The sequence below is a fragment of the Halobacterium rubrum genome, from assembly GCF_021729015.1.
Classification (GTDB): Archaea; Halobacteriota; Halobacteria; order Halobacteriales; family Halobacteriaceae; genus Halobacterium; species Halobacterium rubrum.
The window spans coordinates 102991-123155 of sequence record NZ_JAJQQZ010000005.1 but is presented as its reverse complement, the minus strand read 5'-3'; the positions used below and the strand labels follow the sequence as shown (position 1 = coordinate 123155).

The window sequence follows — 20165 nt, the reverse complement described above, 5'->3', positions numbered from 1 at the left end:
TCAGCCTCCTTCACACCGTCGCTGCCTGTCGTCTCGCTGTGAGGATACCAGATGGATTCCGGCATCGCGAAGAAGCAACTCACCACCCCCGGTCGCGGCTTGAAGATGGTTCCTGTGACCTCCATGTCGGGCGATTCTGGGGGCTGTAGAGGCGGTACATATATACCACGGCACGAGGTACGTCGGCCTGCAATGGCGGACCTGATTACCAAGGCAGCCGTGAAAGAGCAACTCGACGACAAGAACGTCGCCTCTGACTTCTACGCCGAGCTCGACGAAAAGGTCGGCGAGGTCCTCGAAGAGGCCGCCGAGCGAGCGGACAAGAACGGCCGTAAGACGGTCCAGCCGCGCGACCTGTAGGCAGAACAGCCGCCTTACAGCGACCGCGTTTCTCGGATTTCTCGAAGCCGTCGAACCAAGGTTTCAGCATCAGCACTTGCTAGGTCGTCGTCAGCGAAGAACAGGCGGTCTCGCGGACGCCCGCGGTCCTGGGGAACCCGCGACGTTTCGATTGCCTCGACATCGTCGTAGAACCGCTTGACTCGGGAGACTGTCGCCGGCGAGACGATTTGGGTATCCTCACAGAACTTCCCGACTTGGTACTGGGTCTCCTCGTGCTGAGTAGCGATGGCGAACACGACGTCTTCGACCCCGATGGGGTCGTCTCGGGTCCCAAGTGTGTCGACGGTCAGGAACACCTCCCAGAGGTCGTCGACGAACGCGAACGAGAACTTCTCCCGAGCGACCTCCTCGATCACGTCGAACGTGGCAGTCTTGGAGAACGACCCGTAGGGCTCGGCGTCTTCCCAGAGGCCGTCGTACCGGGCAGTCACCTGATCGACGTAGTCCGACGATGAGTCTGCGATGTATCCGGGGTTGATGACGGCCAGTATCTTGGATTCTGTGAGGATGACGCTCGGTAGCGTGTTCTGCGAACCGGGAGTCTGGGTTGCAGGTTCGGAGGACCGGATTTCGAGACTCCCCTCCTCTACAGGGGCGGCTAGTCGGTACTCTGTGAGCGTATCGTCCGTGGCGGTGTCGAGGACCGATTCCTCGGCAAGAACCCGAACACTGGAACCCGAGAGTTCGTCGTTCGCTCGGCCGAAGCGTTTGGCGAGCTCGCGGATGAGGGAGACGGACGGCCCGATGAGGAATACTGACTCCGTGGCATCCTTGAGTGCTGCATCGAGAGCCCGGACGGAGTCGTCTACCTCAGTCGACGAATCAGTGCTACTCTCTGCGTGACTCAACGGCATTGGTCACTTCTTCCCTGCCTTCTGGTATAAGGCGTCGGCTACAGGTTCGCCAGCGAGAGGGCAATTCAGGGCGCTGTGGTGGTGCCTCTGACACCGAAGTGAGCCGATAGCCCCTCCCGGGGCCGGGGAACTCAGCCTGAGGAACGAGGGGGGGGGGGGGGAGAGTCACACGCTCCAAGCCCTAGAATCAGTAACCAGTCAGGACTGATTCCGAGGGATGGAATGTTCCCCAGGGAGCGGTCAAAGCCGGCCCGCCGCGGTGACGGAACCCGGGTGGTCAGTCCGGTTCGGGCCGGTCGTGGTCGGTATCTGTGCCCCACAGACGTCCTCGGTGAGCCACACGCGAGCGGTGGTCAGCCGCTCTTCGGCCGGCGAGGGGGCTGTCTGGGAGCGGGCCGGGATAGCCGCTGGAAGGCCGGCTGCGCCCCGGCCGGGTTTCCGCACGTTCCCGATTGTTTTTCGGGCCTGTTGTTCCGCCGGGTCAGGTAACGGCTCACCTGTTAACCTACGGCGGAACATCCCTGAGTATATATTCGACACTTATGAAGGTTTCTTTTGTCATCAGTTGACTGGCCGGGAATATTGCCTTATCGGCTCTGTCCGGCGTCTTTTGGACATCCGGACGGTCCAGACAGTCGAAAAGGCCGTCAGTCGCCGGTAGAATTTTTAACCTACGAATTGCCCTGGTAGCGTACTTAACTACTCATGTACTCCCAGAGTCTGTCGGCCGAGATCTCTGTCCCGGTGAAATGCCGATAGACCAAATCGTCTGTCAGGTCTTCCCGGGGCCAATGCCGCTGGCGGCCGACGTAGTCGGGGTCGCCGTGCCCCTGCTCTGTGAGAGTCGCGCGGAGTGCTGGGCGACCTCGGTAGGTGTCCATTCCAGACACCGCAAAGAGGCTGTTCGTGTCGTGGTCTCGGATGGTGGCTCGGGCTATCGCGAGGGAGACCTCGATTGCGGGTTCGTCGGGGACTTTCTCGTATGGAAGCGGAATCCAGCCGTTGTGGGTGTCCATCGCGAGGGCGCTGCTCGGGCTCGTTGGGTACATTCTGTCCTCGTTCCTGTAGTGGACAGTGAATTTGACCGGAGTGTCGGGGTCGCCCGTGTGCTCGACGGTGGCTTCGGTGGCGAGGGCGGTTTCTTCAAGGGTGCTGGTCAGTTCGTTTGCGCCCTCCTCGGATAGCGGGTCCGGGAAGTCGTCGACGGGCTTGGTCATCGGGGGTCTGCTTGCTAGTGCCATCGTACAGTATGGTGTAAGGGACCGCACGCACTTAACACTATTGCATACAAAACCGCCGGTAATTGTGTGTTCTGCAGGCGGAGTGGGTTCGGCCGCCTCAGCGGCTGATGTGTCGGATTCCGTCAGAAAAGTTCACAGAGCATGGGCCTGCAGTAATTCCTATGGCTGACGCCAACTCCGACGCCGAGAAGAGCGCCCTCGAACAGTTCTTCGCCAACCACCCGCGCCTCATGGGCGGCGCCTTCTTCGTCATGTACCTCGTCGCGATCACCGGTCAGGCCGCCGCAGCCGGCACCCCGAGCGTCGCCGGCCCCTGACCCCAGCACAGACGAGAAACCACCGACTACCCAGCGCCGCACTCCGTTCCGCCGCTACTTCTCAGGTGCCGACAGAACATCCTGGACAGTCCCGTCCGTGGTCGAATCGGCTGCCCGAAGCACGGACTCTAAATCCGCATCGTCCGCCCAGACGAGCTCCCCCCCGACCAGTATCGGGTTCTGGTCCCGCTGCAACGCCACGACCGCATCTTCCACCGGAAGCGTCGTCGTCTCGAGGGCCCCTGTAGCGAGGTACATCTGGCTCGAGCCGAAGGCCGGCGAGCACATTGACCCCAGGCCGACCTGCCGAGTCGGGTACGTCAACGCGGTCACCTCAACCTCCCCATCCCGGACTCCGTCGATGCTATTCAGGGTCGGAACGCCACTTGCCGGCGACAGAGTCACCAACCCGTCGCCGAACACGGAGTATCGACTCCCCAGAGCCAACTCGGACCGGATTACGTCCAACGACCCGTAGAGCGGGAAGCCCGCGTCTAGGAGGGGCGCCAGCGTCCGCCCGGCACGGGTCGCAACACGGTTGCCGACCCGTTCAGTTGTCACAAACCCTCCGCAGCTACCCTGCTCGATCAGCGCCGCGCCCTGGTCGTAGCTTCGACACCCGTTCAACAGGAATGCGTCGACGCCGACGTCCTCGACGTCTCGAATATCCAGGCGGCCGTCCTCACAGAGGACACCTTCGTCGTCGATGTGGCCGATGTAGTGCAGGAGGTCGTAGTCCGACCGGAGCTCGTCACGGAGTTCCGCACACGTCAGGTTGTGAGTGACCGTGATGTCGAACGAGAGTAGCTCCCGGACGCCGTAGAGGTCCGTCGCTTCCGCGTCCATCAGGTCGTCGTTGCAGACGACGAGAATCCGAATCGCAGCTTCCGACGGGTCTCGTTCCAGCGACCGCTGGTGGGCGATAGGAGACGGTTTCACGCTTCCCACTGGGACGCCGTCGGCAGCCCATAGATGGCCGAGATACCCGGCTGCTGGCGATAGAATCGTGTCTGTCGACAATCCGGGGAACGCCGCGGTCGTCCCACTTTCCCCGCCTGAATTGCCCGTCGACGGTCTCCCCGACCGGTGGAACGCGTCGACAGCGTCGATTACCGCTTCACTGGCCTGTTCCTCGACCGGCGGCGCGGTGCTACGTGGTGGCGAGAATACATGCGCAAGCTTGTACGCGGTCGGCGAGAGTAACCGCGTGTTCTCCGCAATATCCGCTAATCCCGCCCCGAACGGCCAACTCAACACGTCCGAGAGCACGTCACGGGGGAGTTCCAGGTACGCTGCCGTTCGCTCCGCGAGCGGCATCTGATACAGCGCCTCGTAGTCGATAGCGCGGGTGGGTTCACCGGCGAGCTCGCCTCCCGCACCCGAGGTGGTCGGCCGGATGGGGAGAATGCTGTCCGACTCCGGGTCGGCTGGAAGGACATGTTCCAGACGGGCGTCCACCTTCGACCGAGTATCGAGGTCTACCTCGTACAGACCCTCGGTGCGGACCGCGCAATCCAGGGTGAAGATATGAGTGAGGACGCGGTTCGCAGCATCCGCGATCTCCGGCGCCGTGTCGCCACTCGTCGACGGCTGTCTCCAGTTAGTCGCAGGAGGGTATCCATCGTCTGAGGCCGTGAGAGGGATGGTTGAATCGGTCGGCTCGACTTCCAGGTGTGCGCTGTTGTCCGCCGCCGGTTCGACCGTCGCCCCCAGGTAGTACGCCAGCGGAGTGACCGCGAACACGGCGGGGCGCCGGGGAGGGACACGAATTGTGAGGCCTGTATCCGGGGACTCGAGGTGGTCGGGGATTGAAAGAGCCGGTCCCTGCTCGATAAGCGGCGGGTGGCCGCGGAGAGTCGGAAAGGAACGCTCCGGCGACTGCGTCTTGAGTGCGGACCCGAACGTGGAGACTGCCTCCATCAGGTCCCGCGGTGAGTCGGTCGTCGTGATGGTTCCCGCGGGCTGCTCATGGTGGGAGCGACCGGCTATCTGGACCGTTGCTCGGTTGTCGAACCGGATTTCGGTCTCGTCGTGGCCGGGCCGGTGGTTGACGGTCAACGATGTTCCGGTGCAGGAGAAGTACAACTTGATGGGAGCGGAGGCGATCTCGACCTCGTAAGCGCCGGCCGGGACAACTGTATCGTCACCTGGGCTGGCAGTGGCGATTGCGTCTCCTGAGGCCTGCTCTCGGACAAAGATGTTCACGAGCGTCGGGAACGTGAACTGCTGGGCTTCTACCTCGGAGGCGGCATCAACAGGCACAGAGAACGCGTCACTGGAGGCGGGACCCGCGTTCGCTTCCCCGCCACCGTCGACCTCGATAGGATACTCCGCGTTTTCAACCGGGTCTCTGACCAGTAGACCAGACTCCGTCTGGTGGAAGAAGATGGTCATTTCCCTCGGAAGGTATGCTCTCGTCTATTGGGGCCGTAGGGAATCCACTCGCTGATGATTGTCTCGTCTGTCACCCCCTCCTGAGTCGGAATTACGTACCGCATGTAGACGTGAGGAATCCCACTCTCCAGAGATCGCCGCACGATCACGATGGTGTCGAACTGCTCGCGGAGATACCTGCCTTCCGGGGAGTTGATTGGATGCGGGAACTGGCAGAACATCAAGCCGTCGTGGCGGGTGACGTGGTGGTCCAGGCGGTCCAGGAAGGACTGGATTCGGCATTCGCCGAAGGTGCGGACCAGTGGGGCGATAGAACTGATACCGAGGCGGAGTTCACCCGTCTCTTCCACTTGGTCGCCGAACTCGTTTACGTGGTTGATGAGGGTCTTCCGGAGGGTCTCGAGCTCTTCGACCTCCTTCTCTGTCGGGTCGGGCGTGGCGCCCTCGGGTTTGACTTTCCGCGACCGCTTTCCGCGGAGACTCGGAACTGGCCGCGCCACGGCGTCCCAGTTGATTTTGTCCCTCTCGACGGGCACGCTATACCGTTCTTCGTAGGAGAGCTCGTCCTGTTCAACAGTCGACGCTCGACCGCTGACAGGCGGGAAGGACGGGCCGGCTCGCATCGGACTGATGACGTCGTCGTCTTGGCCCTGTGGAGTGCCGGCCGCTGCCCCCCGGTGCTCCGTTCGGAAGTCGATAAAGCGCGTGTGCTCAGATTCGGGTGAGATACCGCTAGGAACCCAGGCGGCGTGTTCGGTTTGCTCCTCCTCCCCGGTGATTGCGTGAATCCTGAGTCGCCGCTTCTCGGTGGTACCGTGGAGTTCGCGAGCGGCTTGCTGATAGGTCGCCTCCGGGGCTTCTCCCGCGACGAGAACCGTACTCCCCTTCTCTTTCAAGCGGGTGAGCGCAGCCTCCATTTCGGACTGCGCTTGGCTCTCTTGTTGAAGAGAAGAGTTCCTCATAGTCCAGACTGTGATAGTTCCATAGTAGTTTTCGGTCTAATAGGTTACGGTGAAATTTGGCGTATGTGGGCCCGAGACAAGCAGTTATTGGGGATTTGACTGAACGGCGGTCTTCGCTTGCTTACAACGAGGGGCGAGGACGGTCGATAGCATCCTGAACCGCCGGCTTCGTCGCATCCCCTACCACCCACGCAAGCGGCACCTCCTTCGTCTGCTCGCCAACATCAAGCTCGACCAACCCCGGAGACTCCACCTTCGGATGCTCGCGATTCGGAGATACGGCCTCAACCACGCCTTCCGTGAGGTACCCGTAAACGGTACTCCCTGGCCCCTGAACGTAGTACGCCACCCTATCACCGGTACTCACATCAGCAGGCACCACACCTGGCTCGAGTTCCTCTACCTCTATCTCCACCTCCTCTTCCTGTTCGACAGACCCGAGATGCTTCCCCGAGCGACACACCTGGCGCTCTGTCACCTCGAACGACTCGACTTCCAGGCCTGGATTGTTCCCCGACCACTCCTTCAACCGCCCGACGACCACCTCCTTTGTAGCATTCCCCCGCTCGGACACCCCCAATGAGACGGTCGTCGTCGCAGGCCCGTCCTCCTCACCACCCGAATACTCAATCTCCAAAACGAACTCCGACTCCGCGTCGGCCGCTGCGATGATGTTATAGGAGAACCGCTCGCCGTCGGCCTCGAACTCGCTCATATCGTCCGAGAATTGGGAATCCCGGGGGCTTACTTGTTTCTCTCTCCCGAACCAAGATAGAAACCTCTCGCCCCGGTTCTGCCGGCGACTCGGTCGCTCGCAACGTCGTCGACTAATCGCCTCGGTCGCCTTCGATTGGTGGATACCCAGTACCGACGCCACAGTCACACATGATAGATGCCTTCTCCTGGCCGGGTCGGAGATACACTTCCTCCCGAACCTCACTGCCGCACTTCTTACAGCGACCGCCGCACTCGACTATCTCACCGGGGAGCATCGACAGCGCGTTCTCGCGAATCTCCGCGAGGTCTTCCTCGCTGCACCCGGCTCCCTGGACTTCCTCTATGTCTCCATCCATCGAGAGCGTCTTGTAGAACATCTCGACGGCCCATTCCGAGAACGGTTGCGGGCCGGTGTTGCCGTCCTGCCGGTCGACGTCCAGTTCGATGTGGTGGTCGTCCTCGGTGATGGTGACTGTCCCGACCTCGCCGACTGGCGGGATGGTATCCGCGAATCGCTCACTGAGTGATTCGATCACCTCGGACGTTCTCGCTGACGGGACCTGACTATCTACGGGATGCCGGACTGCGGGGGTGAACTGAAACGGCTGCCGAGAGTGCTGGTCGAACACCGCGGACATCGCCACAGTCGTCTCGATGGGGTAGATGCTAGTCCCTCCGTCCTCGTCCTCGTCGTCGTAGTGCGGGTCTTCCTCGGGCGGGAGTTCTTCGCCGTCCAGGGTCGTACCGACGGATTCCACGTCTCCTTGAGTCATAGGTTTCCCCCGGAGAAGGTCGCCTCCGGATCTGGTTGACCGAGGTAGCTGACGACCGGCTCCGGGGACGAGAAGTCCACGCCCGCCTTCGCGAGAATCCGGGTGGCGTCTTCCTCTATCGTACTGACGTCGACCGGTGCGTTTTCGTCGACGAGCTCCCCAGCAGCCTCGCGGATTGCCGCCGATAGCGCGTCATAGGCTCCGGGAACACGAGCGTACCGCTGGATGGCCAGCATTGCCGTGTGGGTGGTCAGGCGGACGCGAGAGGACTTCCAGTCCATATCCTGGACTCGGTCGGAGAGCTGGTCTTCTTCGCGCTCCAGGGCGGTCTCCGCCTCGGGTGTGTCGGGGGCAATTGGAACGTCGCCGGGGGTCGGCGATGGGGGTGCGTCTGTCATCTTGTTGCCGGGTTGCTTCGCCCCCGTATTTCAACTCTCGCCAGGTGCGGACTGCCCGTGCTACGCCCGTAATAGATACCCGGCGTATTCGTATGCAAAAGAATTAAGCCAGTCCGGTCCCTTGCTTGAGATACGATGAGCTTGGCACGTTCCACTCCCGTTCCCGAACTCGACCCACGCGACCCCGAAGAACTCCGGGAAAACCTCTCCGCATACCAGAAACACGGCACCCGCGGCGCACGCGACCCCGGCGAAACCGTCGCCGAGGAACTTGAACGAAAAGGCGCCATCTACGACGGTGACTTCGTGTCGGTCCTCAATGCCTTCACTTTCGGAGTCGACCCGGACGGCTACCTCCAGGGCGAAGCCGAAATCACCCACTCCCAGTTCGAGGACCCCGTGACGGTCTCCTACATCGACCTCGAACTGCCGAGCGACCGGACGGTCAAAACCCTCGGCCCGGACCTCACCAAAAGCCTCCCCGCGTACTACGCGGAAGAACTCACTCGCCGAGAAGCCGTTATCGACGCCTGCCCGATAGACATCTACTGCTCGTCCATTAACCCCGCATGGGGGTGGCCTCACAAACTAATGTCGTACTACGAGGCGCGTCCCGGCGCCGCGGAATCCTGCGAGACTCTGATTATCGACTCTGGGTTCAACCGGTGGGGGTCGCCCGACGACGTGCTTGCAGCGGCCGCCAAGACCGACGCCACCTACGTCATGGCCACGGACGTGACTGGTCTGGAGGACCCCGAGAAGCGCGACCACAACCCAGCGATGCCGTCGACGGACGACCCTGGTATCGAGACGCAACAGGACGCCGCACTCGAAGGCATCCAGCGGTTCATGGAACGCGCTGACGAGTTGGGCATCGACCACCGCGTTATCCTCCCGCTCCAGCCGCCCTACGACGACTTCATGGACGCCTGCGAACGCCGTGGCTGGCTCGACCGCGTCGACTACGTCTCTGTCGGCGGCCTCCTCACCATCGACGACGTACAGGACCGTATCAAGGCGCTCCACACCGTCCGTGACCGCCTCGGCGACGACTACAAGATTCACGCCCTTGCACCCGGCCGTGACCCGGCCATGATGGCTGAACTTCAGGACCACCCGGACCTAATCGACTCCCTCGACAACTCCACTCCCGAGCAGGCCCCCGGCAACGACAAAATCCCGGACGCCTCCGGAGAGCAGACACGTCACTTCTTCCCCCGTGGCACCCACGCGTCGACGCTCCGCGGCGCGGCCTCCGTCATGGTCGCCCTCGAGACCGCACAGATGCTCTCCCCGCTCTGCAACGCCGAGGACACCTACGGGGAGGTGCTCGACTCCTACGACGACGAAGAAGAGGCCGAACCTGCGAGTGAGGACCCGCAGCGGGAGATTCAGGACTGGGCCAACGACGACGCCGGCGACGCACTGTCCGCGGCCGCTACCAGCGACTGACACCTCCGGCCGCTCCTTCTAGACGTCCACCCTCGCGACTCGTTCTGGGCCCTCACGGCGCTAGAACCCAGCGTGGCGGCGAGTCGCGGCCAGGGGCGTGCTCGCGGCCGCGGTCGTAGATGGTCTGCCACTGGGCTTCCGTCGACGCGACCGTTTCGCCCGGCCGTTGGCTCCACTGATGCCCGCAGTCCTGGCACTCGGCGCGCTCGTCCTCGCCGGTCGCGATGGTCGACGACCCGCAGATTCCACACCGGTTGCCCTCCGACGCCTGATGTTCCAGCATCAGGAGTCGCGCGAGCACCCTCGACAGTGCCTCCTCGTCACTCTCCGGGGTGTGTCGGGCCGTGTAGAACACCGCGAGGGCGAGCTCGGTCCCGACTGGGTCGTACTCCCGGGCGGTCAGGTACACCTCGGCAGTGGTCGCCTCCACGGTCGTCGTCTCGCTCGCGTTGCGAGCCCGTAACGTGAGTCTCGGGAGTCCGTCTGGAAGAAATGGGGCCTCCTCCTCTGGTTCGGTGGAGTCGTCGGTGTCGATTCGCCTGCGAGCGGTCGTAAACGCTGTTTCCAGCGCGTCCGTGTTGACGGCCTCGAACATCGTAGTCTCGAATCTCGTGGTCTGCTCGGTCGGTCGCGTGGTGTTTTCCGGCGTGTCCCTCCGGCTACCGTTCGTCTCGAAGGATGACTTTCTCGGACCCGCACTCCCCGCATTGCGGAGATTCGACGTCCCCGATGATGCCGAAGTACGCGTAGGTTCGGCTGCACTCGTCGCAGTTGACCTTGAGACAGCCGGTCACGAACTCTGCGAGGTTGGCCCGCACTTCGCGACGAGCCGGGTTCGACAGTAGGTCCGAGAACTCCGGCAGTCCGGGCCGGGTTATGAGCGGCTCGTCGTGGGGTTTCGCGGCGTGTTCGGCGAGCGTTCCGAGGTACTCGACGTCGTCGTAGTCGCGGCCGGGGTGTAACGAACCCATCGGGCCGTGACCGTGTTGGTTCCTGAGGCGTCGGTCGCGAATCCGGGCCTTCGTTTCCTCCTTGTCGCCGTAGAGGACGTGGAGGCCGGCCATTACGCCTCCTCTGTCCTCTGTCCGCCAGAGATGGAGGTCGTCTTTCGAGATCGTGTTGAACCCCAGTGTCGCCTCGGTCAGTTCTTCGGAGGACAGCTCTGTTCCAGTGCCACAGGATTCGCATGTCGATGTGTCCTCGGTGAGCTCGGAGGGAGTTCCGTACACGACGAGTGGGGCAGCGCATCGTGAGCAGGGGTGCGTGTAGAACGCGCGCTCCATCTGCCGGATGGCCTCGTGGTCGTCGTAGCCGGTGCCGGGGTTGGTCGGTGCGACCGCCGGCGTATCACTGTGGCCACAGTCCGGACAGGTCCATTCCTCCATCGCCTGCTCGAGGTCGGTCTCCTCTGGGTCCGAGAACGGGGCGGGGAAACTGCAGTCGGGGCAGATGAAGCCCCACGGGGAATCGAGGTCCGCCTGGTCAGTGGCGGAACTCGACGGGTGGTCGGTATCGGGTGGGTCGTGGTCAGACATGCTCCGTCTGTGTCCGCGTGCGTCGTCCCATCGTTTAAGCCGTCGCCACTCACCAGCCACCCCAGGGTTCCGTCGTACCGGCAGCTACTGGGCGGTCTCGCCCGCGAGAAGGTGTCGTAAGCCGTCGAAGGCCCGGGGGTTAGAACTCGCCGCGAGCGTCCTCGATCTGGTCCAGGCGTTCCGCGACGTATTCAGCGTGCTCGTCGCGCAGTTCGGCAATCCAGGCGTTGATGAGGCTGTTCGTCGACTCGAAGTGAGGATGCACCTCAACGAGGTCCTCGATGAACCGCTTGTTTCCAGGTGGGACCCGGGCGCCGACGCTCTCGGGCGACGAGCCCTCCTCCGTGTACTTCTCGGGGAGAGAGGGCGGGCGGTCGTCAGACTCCCGTGGTCGTGGGAGTAGCGACCGTCCGTCTGCCGTTTCGTCGGAGGCGCTCTCCGTGTCGCTGTCGTCCGTTCGGTTCTGCTGGCCGGCGTGTTCACTACTGTTGCTCATTCAGTTGGCCTAGACGGTGATGTCGGATTCCTGCAGGTGGTCACTCGTCTCAACCTCCTCGCGGACGTCTTCGGCCGTGATCTCGACCGCGCCGAGGCCTCCCTTCTCCTCGTACTGGGTGGCGGCACGGAGGAACAGATCCTGGCAGAGCTGCCGCACGCGACGTGGGCGGCCGCCGGTCACGTCGGCGATGGCTGCGACCGCGTCGTCGCTCACGTACTGCTTTCGCGCCTCCTGCCGGTCGTCCGGACTCTGCTTCGTGGCGTCCTCTCCCGCGGCGTACAGGAACGACCGGCCGAGGAAATCGCTGATGTCCTCCTCTGAGAACACCTTGATTTCGTAGGGGTAGACCTCCAGACGGTCGTAGAGGGCCGCATCCTTCACATGGCCCGCGCGTTCGCCCGCCTCCTGCAGATGCTCTTTGCCGGCCGGCGTCCCAGTGAGGAACAGCAGCGCGCCCTTGTCGCCGAGTTGCTGAATCACGTCGAACAGTTCAGGGTTACACTTCTCGACCTGGTCGACGATGAAGAGCAGGCGCTGACCGTTGTCGTTGATGTCGGAGATGACTTCCTCTACGGCGGCTTCGGCTTCCGAGGTCGCGTGGGGAACACCGTCCCGGATGGCAGTGTAGCGGTCCTCGTCGATCTCGTAGCCGTACTCGAGGGCGCGCTTGATGACGAGCTCACACACCTGCCGTTTGGTCGTGTGACGGGAGTCTCCCCGGAGGGTCGCGATGACGAATTGGTCCTCGGAGAGCTCGCGTTCGAGAATGAGCGAGAGGGTGGTCTTCCCGGTGCCGACCGGGGAGAACAGACCGAGAGGCTTGCGGGTGATGTTGCTCTTAATCCAGCCCAGAAGGTCCGTGTCCTGGGTGACGTAGAGGTCCTCTGGGATGTCGCGGCCTTCGTCAGTCTCCTGGCCGAACGGGTTGTTCTGGTCGGGGTCTCCGCCGAGTGCGTCGATGAACTCGGCTTCGGTCTGTTCAGCATCCTCGATGCCGTCCGATAGGATGGTCATGGGACAATCAGGGTTCTGCCGCGCCGGGTTATAAAGTTAAGTCCATAACTGCTAATTCGGCGGCTCTCCCAGCGAGATTCCACCACTCGACCCCAGGGATCACGGCGCCGAGGCTGCCGCTCAGAAGTACAGTTCAAAGGCGGGAGAAGGGTGGCTGAACCTTAGTACGATGGCACGTTCCAAGACCAAGCCACCGCCCCCGCAACCCGATTTATCCGGTGCTTGTACTTAAATCGTCGGACCTGGCGACGAGTCAGTCCTCGAGTACAGGCACGACCACCGCGTCACTTTCCTGGCGGAACCGCCGATACTCCGCCGGCGCATCCGGCCGCTGCTTGACCAGCTCCTCCGCCTGCTTGTTGTGCGCCTGCTGGACCGCCTCTCCAACGTCCTCCTCGACGTCCAGGTCCGCGGTGAGCTCGGGAAGCGCCCCCTCCTCGACGAACACTACGTCCACCGAGGAATAGGTCACTGGCTCCTCATGGTCCGTTTCGAACGGAATCCGGACAGCCTCCCTGTCCGAAAGCACATCGGCTTCCTGGAGGGAGTCGACCGTCACTCGCTTCGCAACGGTCTCGAGAGCATCGTGGAGTGTGTCCTGCTCGATGCCTTGGGTCTGGCTCGCGAGCCGCTCCACGGACGGCTGCACGGGCACTCCGAGCGACCGCTCCACGCCACCGTGGTCGGTGAGCGAGGACTGCGTCGACGCGCCATCCGGGTTGCCCTCGGCTCCAGAATCCGTCTCGGCTTCCTCGTCGACTGTCCCAGCCGCTTCCTGGGGCGGGTCCAGCGGGACGATCACCGCCTCCTGGTTCGACGCGGCGACGGGGTCACCCTCCGGTCTCTCTGCGTCTGCGTCGTCCACGGTCCCGAGCTGGGAAAGTAGGTGGTCGGCGTACTCCTGGTGAACACTCCAGACAGCCTCGGCAACCTCTGGCGACGCATCGTAGATAGACATGAGAGCGTCCTGGAACGCACTCCTGCCCCGTTGGTTCGGTGCGTCGTAGATCGCGAGACGCTGCCCGGCGACCGAGACGACAGTCGGGTCGTCCCCGATGGGGATGCCCGCGGACGTGAACGTCTCCACGCTGAGGGTCTTCGACACCATGTCGAGCGTCTTCTCGACCGCCTCGACGTCGACGCCGATCTCCTTCGCGATACCCGCCGTCAGGCTGTCCGGGTAGAGATCTACGTTCCGCTCGTCGTATCGGAAGACCTCACTGACGTGCCCGAGCGGGACGAGATAGAACACCTCGCTGGACTCGACGAAGACTGGGTCGAACAGATACGGGTCGTCGTTGTCGTAGTTCTCGAGGTCGATGCCGACACCGTACTCACCGAGCTCGCCCTTCGGGAGGATGAGGCGGGCGCTCGTCTGGTTGTCGACGATCTTCCGCGACCGGTCGTTCTGCTTGTCTGGCTTCGTGGGGTTCGGGATGTGCTCGAAGGCCAGCGCGGGGGGCTTGTTGTCGCCCCCGGCCTCGAACATGCAGTGGAGGTAGTCTTCGCCGGCGTCGTAGCCGAGCTCATCGACGACGTCGGTGATCGAGATGTAGAACTGGTTGTTGTTCTTCCGCGAGCGAAGGGCTATCACGCCGTCCGGGAAGGCCTGGGTCCCGCTGCCGGAGAACCGGCCGCTGCGGGGGTCCGTATCGTCTACGTCGACGTCGACTGCTTCGACGGGGGTTGGTTCGTCGCTGCTGTTGTTGTCAGGGTGACGTGCCATCGTGTCTATCATGTTTGTCTCTCGTGCCCGGGTTTAGGTGTGGGCTTTTCTGGTCCGGCCTGCGTCGGCGGTCGGTCCGGTTGCAGGTCGTGGTGGGCTGCGTCGCCGTGATGGGGCCGGTGTGCGTCATCGTCAATTGAAAGTAAAGGCCCACCCACACTTAATTCTTTTGCACACAAAACCGCCGGTTAGTTAATAGAAAATGGACCAGCGGTCGTGGAACTCCTGAGCCGCCGCCACCAATACCCCGAACGCCTCCGACGGGTCCTCCTTCGACGCCATCTCGCGAGCATCCGCCACCTCCGTCGACGTTCCATCAGCGAGCTCCCGAACCACACAGTGACTATTGTAGACCGTCTTCGACCCGTCCCGTGGTGGGAACGTGCTCGCGGGCGAGATCGCCACTGTCGCTCCCGAGACGTGTTCGACCGTCGCGTCGTAGCCACCCTTCCCGCCGTGGTTCACCTCACGGGGACCCCAGATGTCGAACTCGACGACCTCCCACTCGTCTGGGAGGTGGTCGGCGAGCTCGTCCGCGAAGTCCGTCGACGAATACCCGCGGCCGTCGACGCTCGACGAGGGATTCCAGTCTAACTCGGTGTCCTGGTCGCTCGCCTGTTCATCGCACTCCGGAGTCGCCGAGTCCTCGGTCTTGGTCGGTGCCATACTCAACGAAAAGGACCGGCCCGTATTAACTGTTTTGCATACAGAAACGCCGGTAAAGTAAGGAGTTAGGAACCGAACTCCCCGAGCTCCGACTGGTCGCCAATATCAATCGCCTCGAACAGCTCCGGCGACTCGAAGCCGGGATTATTCACTCGCTTCGACACCGGGTACGCCTCCACCTCGTCCGCCGGGAACGCATCGAGAAGCTCCCTCGCGGTCTCCGTGTCCCCGTTCAGCCAGGCCTCGTGCTCGTCCCGAGCCAGCATCACCGGCATCCGGTCGTGAATGTCCCCGACGACGTTGTTCGGCTCCGTGGTGAGGATGGCCGCTGTGTCACGCGTGGTCCCGTTTTCCTCCCACCGACTCCAGATGCCAGCGAAGGCGAACGGATTTCCGTCAGCTCTCAGGATACGGTATGGCTGCTTGCTTCCCCGCCGCCCCTTCCACTCGTAGAATCCGTCCGCAATCAGGAGGCACCGCTTCGACTTGAACGACTGGCGGAACATTCCCGACTCCATCACGCTCCCCGAGCGGGCGTTAATCGGGGTCGCTACCTCGTCGGGGTCGTCGGCCCATTCGGGGATGAAGCCCCAGTCGATAACGACTGCCACCTCAGGGTCCGTGTTCCGGACAGCGACCAGGCCATCGCTCGGGTCGATGTTGTATTGCGGGACGTAGTCCTCGACGCCCTGGGTCACGGTGACGTCGAAGATGTCGCTGAGAACGCTTGGATCGACCGCGAGACTGGTACGCCCACACATACGAGCGTGTTTGATGTGTAGGGTGCTGAAGGTATCGGCGACCCTTCTGGAACCCAAATGCTACGGAGAGAAGTGGACGTAGGCGCTCCCTCGGGGGAGAGGTGAGCTCACCACTACTGTTATCCATTCTGGCCGCCCGCCTGGGAACGATGGCCGAGTGCGATGGCGAGGGGTGTACGGAGGACAAGCGCATCGGGATGAAATACTGTGATGAATGCGCGACCACGCGGAACGACTACTGGAGCCTCTACGTTCTAAAACTGCAGGACGCCTGCTACTACGTCGGGATAACGACCTGCCCAGAGAAGCGGCTGAAAGAGCACACGACCGGAGATCGGTCTACCGATTGGACTGAACAGCACAAGCCCGTGGGAGTGGCCGAAGTACGTGACGAGATTGCTGATACCGACGAGTTGGCCGACGCCCTGAAGCTTGAGCGAGAAGTGACACTCGAGTATATGCGAGAGAAGGGCTGGGAGCGGGTTCGCGGCGGCCCCTGGTGTACTCCGGACATGGAAAACCCTCCCTGGGAGTGACCGAAGAACGGACTCGAGACCACCACAATCGTCGCGTCGATGGTTGGTAGTCGGTTAGTTGAGCTGCTTCGTCCAACCCGAACCGTCGTCCCGTCTCTCGAAGCCCTCTGTCTCCAGAATGTGCTCCATCGCCTCACTGGTGGCGTTGTTCGTCCGAACCTCACTCTCCCCCGCTCTCCTGCTCAATCGGACAAACTCTTGAACCGCTGCCCGCCCTGCACCTTTCCCCTCCCAGTTTAGCTCTAGTTCGATATACTCCATGTGCCCGGGCACAGCCTCGATCATACCAATATGCTCTCCATCGACGAGTATCGAGTATCCCCCCACTGACTCCCGCAGCGTGAGGTCCTCGGACCCTACAGACTCGGTCATATCAATGCGTCTGCCCTCCCTCCATTTAACGCTACGACGCGGAGGGGTTACTCGCTCGGTCTACAACCCTGACCTTTCGCCGTTCCTCACCGCAAATTCCAGGGAGGCAGGCCTGACGAGAATGTAAAGCGTCATGGGATGTACGAAGCCGGACAGAGGAGCGAACCGTCGATACATGACCGGCTACGCCCGTGCGTGGCCCTGGTCGTCGTTGATGGGGCGGCGTTCCGACTCCTCGACCGTCCAGGCCTCCTCGTCGGGATGCCACCGGAGGTGGCGGTCCTTCACGTAGTCGTACGCCGGCGTTCCACGCGGCGCACCCGCTGCCTGCCCGACGCCCCAGACGTGGTGGGCCAGCACGACGACCTCCTCTCCGGCCGCCGCCCAGTCCACGATGGTCCGAAGCGCGTGCTCGTCGCCGACGTCGACCATCCCCGCTTCCTGGGGCGACACCTCGCCTCGTCGCGACAGGCGCTCCGACACGTCGCTGGTCCGCGCACTGACGAGGTTGTACCGCCCGATGCTCGACAGAAGCCCGTGATAGATCTCCTGCCGACTCGCCGCCACATCGCCGCTGCTGCTGGCGTCCTCGTTGTCTGGCATCGAACCACCTACCCGTCTGTTTTGGTCTGCTCGCGGCGCTTGTAGTACGCTGCGCGAGCGTCCAAGTCCTCGAACGTCTCCATGTTCAGCGTGTACCGATTCTTCTCTCGATGCCCTGTCTGGTCGATTTCAACGAGTGCGATGGGCTCCGCGAGCGCGTTCAGAATCTCCGAGACGGACGTACTCCCCACCTCCACGCGGTCCTCGATGCCATCCCTGGTCGGCCGGTTCTCCCCGGTCTGGTCCCACTCAGGGTGGGTGCCGTCCGCGACCTCGGCGAGCTCGTGGAGGACCGCCCAGAAGTGCGTGCTACTGAGGGCCGTCGTCGCGACCGCCTCGTCGACGAGCGTCTGGAGGGCATCCGGTCGGCCTTCTACCGTCGCAACGTACTCGCCCGGCTGCACTCCACCGACTCCAGGCTGGTCTCCAGGCACCGCGAGGGCCTCCGCCTCGAGACCGACCTCTTCTGGGGCCTTCTCCCCACTGAGAACGGCCTCCAAGTCCGCCACACGGTCCTCGGCCTCCTCTGCACGGTCGCGCTCCTTGCCCGCGCGGTCACGCAGGTCCTGAGTATCCGCGTCCCGTTCGCCGAGGATCGACGTGAGGCGGTCCCGAATCTCGCGGATTTCATCCAGCTTCGCTTCCACCCGCTCTTTGTCCTCGACACGCTCCGCGAGCTCCTCTTTCTCCGCTTCCAACTCCTCGACGCGGGCGTTCCGGGTTTCGAGCGTGGCTTCCAGCTCCTCCACACGGCTGCGGGCGTCCCTGAGTTCCGTCTCCTTCGCCTCCAGAGACGCCTCCAAGTCGGCGACCCGCTCGCCGAGGTCACTCTCCACGACCTCCATGACCTCCGCCCGGAGTTCATCCGGCAACTGCACTTCGACCCCTCCTTCGCCACCTTCCGCCACCTCAACCTCGCTGAGTCTCCCGGGGGACATCGCAGCCTCGACAGCGTCGGCGAACGTCTCGGCGGTCGCCTCGAAGCGTTCCTCGACCTCCTCCGTGACGTAGTCCCGGGTTTCCAACTGCTCGCGGAGCGCGTCGATGGTGTCCTCGCGGTCGTCTAGCTTCTCCCGGAGCGATTCGTTCTCGTCCTCAAGAGACTGGTGCCGGTCACTGACGGCCTCCAGTTCCCCCGCGAGCTCGTCGCCAACCGTCTTCAGGTCCGGCACCTCCGCCGCGTCCTCGTCGGCGAGCGTCGGTGTCGCCCCGCCGTCGTAGGTGTCCTGACGACGGAACTTCACACGACGAGAGTCGTCTTCCCAGTCGGCGGAGAGGAACGCCTCGCCATTCTCCAGGTCCGTGACGCTGCGCTTGTAGTCGGACCCGACGATTCGCCCGACGACGTTCGTGTCGTTGTCCCAGGTGAGGCGATGCCAGACCACCCAGTTGCACTGCGTGATGAACGCTTTGCGGACGTCGGCCGGTCGCTGACTGATCGCGACGACCCCGAGACCGTGTTTGCGGCCGCGCTTCCCGAGTTTGATGAATAACTCCTCCAAGTCGCTACTCCCGCCGGATTCGGGAAGATACTCGTGAGCTTCTTCGACGAACAGCGGGAAGGGTCGCTTGAGCTTCTTCGCCTTCGCGAACAGCGCCCGAACGAAGTTCAACAGCAGCTCATCGGCCGTGTCCTTGTCGATGTACCCGGACACGTCGATAATTAGGGGGACGCTGCGTTCGAGCGCGAGTTCCGCGAGTTTCTCGCCGTGCTCGGGGCCGACCTGGACGTCGACTTCCGTGTCGCCGCCGACGTGCAGCATCTCGAACTCCTCCTTGAGGCCGAAGTATTCGCCCTCGGTGTCGATGATGGCGAGCGGTCGGCCCGCGCGGAGGATCTCTTCGATGACGACGTTGGCCGTGTTCGATTTCCCGGCGCCGCTCTTTCCGGTGAGGAAGGCGCGGCTGGTGAGAACGGACTGGTCGCCTCGAAGGGGCAGCATGGCCTCGCCCGCGTCTGTGTCCTCGTCTCCGGTCGCGAGCGTCGGCTCTTTGTACGTCCCGACGTGGATGGCGTCGGGATAGTTGGTGCCGTCGTCGTGGGTCGACTGGGCGTCACTCATAGGTGGGGTTCCTCGCGGATCGGGTCGTTGTGTTCTGTAGAGCGGTCTCCCGGGTAAAGCGTTGGTAGACCGGACCTCCTCGTGTGACGCCCCTGGGGTGGTTATTGTGTCTGGAACGCGCCATGCCTGTGGGGAAGGACCGCAGCACCGTATAACTTTTGCTTACAGAACCGCCGGTTATCTATCCAGGCCCCTTCTCCTCGGTCAGAGATGCCGCTCGGGGGAACGACTTTCTGCGAGCCCTATCCAACCCGGAGTATGCCGGATACGGACCACGACGACTTCGATGGCGAGATGCTGGAGACGGCTCTCGAAGAAAACCGGCGGACGCTCGACCAGAAGAACAAGACGTTCCGGGAGTTGTCGCGGAAGGCCGATAGGATTCTTTACCTCAACGTCGCGACCCTGGCCGCGCTGGCTACTGCCTTTCAGGTCCGGCTGTTCCCCAGCTCCACACTCCTGGTGGTTCCGTTCGCTGGTCTGGTCGGGTCACTGGTGTTCGGGGTGGCGGGCTACTGGACTGCATGGCTCCACCAAGGAACCGGCCAAGCGGTCCTCGAAGAAGCAATTGAGAGAGACTACAGCAAGAACGAGTTGGTGACATGGCTGATTCTAACCGTCTACCCGAACGGGATCGACAGAACACACCAGTCTATCAGCCGAAAGCGATTCTGCCTCAAAGGCTCCCTCGCCGCATATGCCGGTTCCATCGTCCTATTTTCAGCCTGGTTTTTAGTGTACGCCGTCTAACAGGGCGGCTATGGGAGATAGCGACAGTGAGGACGAGTTCCGGCCGCGTGACGCAGACCAAATCCGGGACGAACACCCGGACCTCGAAGAGGAAGAAGAAGCCGAAGGCGAGCACTGACTAACGCGGAAC

The 20165-nt window shown here is 62.9% G+C and carries 22 protein-coding genes; 5 read left to right on the top strand and 17 right to left on the bottom strand.

Annotated elements, in window-relative coordinates:
- Positions 1-192: 192 nt before the first annotated feature.
- Positions 193-360, top strand: a complete 168-nt coding sequence (locus LT971_RS16050) for a histone-like protein (RefSeq protein WP_237007963.1) — start codon at positions 193-195, stop codon at positions 358-360.
- Between the two features lie 14 nt (positions 361-374).
- Here LT971_RS16050 and LT971_RS16045 read toward each other — a convergent pair whose 3' ends face one another.
- The gene (locus LT971_RS16045) at positions 375-1256 is read right to left on the bottom strand and encodes a transcriptional regulator TbsP domain-containing protein (RefSeq protein WP_237007962.1); all 882 of its coding nucleotides are present in this window, start codon (positions 1254-1256) and stop codon (positions 375-377) included.
- Between the two features lie 695 nt (positions 1257-1951).
- A complete protein-coding gene (locus LT971_RS16040; protein ID WP_237007961.1) occupies positions 1952-2473 on the bottom strand; it encodes a hypothetical protein in 522 nt (173 codons plus the stop codon).
- A 185-nt stretch (positions 2474-2658) separates the two neighbouring features.
- On the opposite strand from LT971_RS16040, the gene LT971_RS16035 reads away from it, so the two are divergent.
- Positions 2659-2814, top strand: a complete 156-nt coding sequence (locus LT971_RS16035) for a DUF7503 family protein (protein WP_237007960.1) — start codon at positions 2659-2661, stop codon at positions 2812-2814.
- 54 nt (positions 2815-2868) lie between these two features.
- Here the strand turns inward: LT971_RS16035 and LT971_RS16030 are convergent, their stop codons facing one another.
- From LT971_RS16030 to LT971_RS16010, 5 genes are all read right to left on the bottom strand, one after another.
- Positions 2869-5208, bottom strand: a complete 2340-nt coding sequence (locus LT971_RS16030; RefSeq protein ID WP_237007959.1) for a caspase family protein — start codon at positions 5206-5208, stop codon at positions 2869-2871.
- Positions 5205-6125: a DUF7504 family protein gene (locus tag LT971_RS16025; RefSeq protein ID WP_237007958.1), complete on the bottom strand. Its 921-nt coding sequence runs from the start codon at positions 6123-6125 to the stop codon at positions 5205-5207. Before LT971_RS16025 ends, LT971_RS16030 begins: the two co-directional genes overlap by 4 nt.
- 166 nt (positions 6126-6291) lie before the next feature.
- Positions 6292-6885, bottom strand: coding sequence for a hypothetical protein (locus tag LT971_RS16020; RefSeq protein WP_237007957.1), 594 nt, complete (start codon positions 6883-6885; stop codon positions 6292-6294).
- Positions 6886-6997: 112 nt separating this feature from the next.
- Complete coding sequence (locus tag LT971_RS16015) at positions 6998-7660, bottom strand: hypothetical protein (protein WP_237007956.1); 663 nt, start codon at positions 7658-7660, stop codon at positions 6998-7000.
- On the bottom strand, positions 7657-8058 hold the full coding sequence (locus tag LT971_RS16010; RefSeq protein WP_237007955.1) for a hypothetical protein: 402 nt from the start codon (positions 8056-8058) through the stop codon (positions 7657-7659). The genes LT971_RS16015 and LT971_RS16010 overlap by 4 nt, the downstream gene beginning before the upstream one ends.
- A gap of 135 nt (positions 8059-8193) precedes the next feature.
- On the opposite strand from LT971_RS16010, the gene LT971_RS16005 reads away from it, so the two are divergent.
- Positions 8194-9510: a hypothetical protein gene (locus tag LT971_RS16005; RefSeq protein ID WP_237007954.1), complete on the top strand. Its 1317-nt coding sequence runs from the start codon at positions 8194-8196 to the stop codon at positions 9508-9510.
- 52 nt (positions 9511-9562) lie between these two features.
- Here LT971_RS16005 and LT971_RS16000 read toward each other — a convergent pair whose 3' ends face one another.
- The 7 genes from LT971_RS16000 to LT971_RS15970 all read right to left on the bottom strand — a co-directional run bounded on the left by LT971_RS16000 (position 9563) and on the right by LT971_RS15970 (position 15711).
- A complete protein-coding gene (locus LT971_RS16000; RefSeq protein WP_237007953.1) occupies positions 9563-10105 on the bottom strand; it encodes a hypothetical protein in 543 nt (180 codons plus the stop codon).
- A gap of 64 nt (positions 10106-10169) precedes the next feature.
- Positions 10170-11045, bottom strand: coding sequence for a hypothetical protein (locus LT971_RS15995; protein ID WP_237007952.1), 876 nt, complete (start codon positions 11043-11045; stop codon positions 10170-10172).
- Between the two features lie 139 nt (positions 11046-11184).
- Positions 11185-11541: a hypothetical protein gene (locus LT971_RS15990; protein ID WP_237007951.1), complete on the bottom strand. Its 357-nt coding sequence runs from the start codon at positions 11539-11541 to the stop codon at positions 11185-11187.
- A 9-nt stretch (positions 11542-11550) separates the two neighbouring features.
- On the bottom strand, positions 11551-12558 hold the full coding sequence (locus LT971_RS15985) for a P-loop NTPase family protein (protein WP_237007950.1): 1008 nt from the start codon (positions 12556-12558) through the stop codon (positions 11551-11553).
- Positions 12559-12811: 253 nt separating this feature from the next.
- Positions 12812-14296: a hypothetical protein gene (locus LT971_RS15980; protein ID WP_237007949.1), complete on the bottom strand. Its 1485-nt coding sequence runs from the start codon at positions 14294-14296 to the stop codon at positions 12812-12814.
- 180 nt (positions 14297-14476) lie between these two features.
- Positions 14477-14950: a hypothetical protein gene (locus tag LT971_RS15975; RefSeq protein WP_237007948.1), complete on the bottom strand. Its 474-nt coding sequence runs from the start codon at positions 14948-14950 to the stop codon at positions 14477-14479.
- A 65-nt stretch (positions 14951-15015) separates the two neighbouring features.
- Positions 15016-15711 carry an SOS response-associated peptidase gene (locus LT971_RS15970; RefSeq protein ID WP_237007947.1) on the bottom strand — a complete coding sequence of 232 codons (696 nt, stop codon included), beginning with the start codon at positions 15709-15711 and terminating at the stop codon, positions 15016-15018.
- Between the two features lie 149 nt (positions 15712-15860).
- Here LT971_RS15970 and LT971_RS15965 point away from each other — a divergent pair, with 149 nt between their 5' ends.
- Positions 15861-16247 carry a GIY-YIG nuclease family protein gene (locus LT971_RS15965; RefSeq protein ID WP_237007946.1) on the top strand — a complete coding sequence of 129 codons (387 nt, stop codon included), beginning with the start codon at positions 15861-15863 and terminating at the stop codon, positions 16245-16247.
- Between the two features lie 54 nt (positions 16248-16301).
- Here the strand turns inward: LT971_RS15965 and LT971_RS15960 are convergent, their stop codons facing one another.
- The 3 genes from LT971_RS15960 to LT971_RS15950 form a co-directional block, all read right to left on the bottom strand.
- The gene (locus tag LT971_RS15960; protein WP_237007945.1) at positions 16302-16619 is read right to left on the bottom strand and encodes a GNAT family protein; all 318 of its coding nucleotides are present in this window, start codon (positions 16617-16619) and stop codon (positions 16302-16304) included.
- Between the two features lie 183 nt (positions 16620-16802).
- The gene (locus tag LT971_RS15955; RefSeq protein WP_237007944.1) at positions 16803-17222 is read right to left on the bottom strand and encodes a hypothetical protein; all 420 of its coding nucleotides are present in this window, start codon (positions 17220-17222) and stop codon (positions 16803-16805) included.
- A gap of 8 nt (positions 17223-17230) precedes the next feature.
- Complete coding sequence (locus tag LT971_RS15950; RefSeq protein WP_237007943.1) at positions 17231-19285, bottom strand: helicase HerA domain-containing protein; 2055 nt, start codon at positions 19283-19285, stop codon at positions 17231-17233.
- 258 nt (positions 19286-19543) lie between these two features.
- Here LT971_RS15950 and LT971_RS15945 point away from each other — a divergent pair, with 258 nt between their 5' ends.
- Positions 19544-20035: a hypothetical protein gene (locus tag LT971_RS15945; RefSeq protein ID WP_237007942.1), complete on the top strand. Its 492-nt coding sequence runs from the start codon at positions 19544-19546 to the stop codon at positions 20033-20035.
- Positions 20036-20165 lie beyond the last annotated feature (130 nt).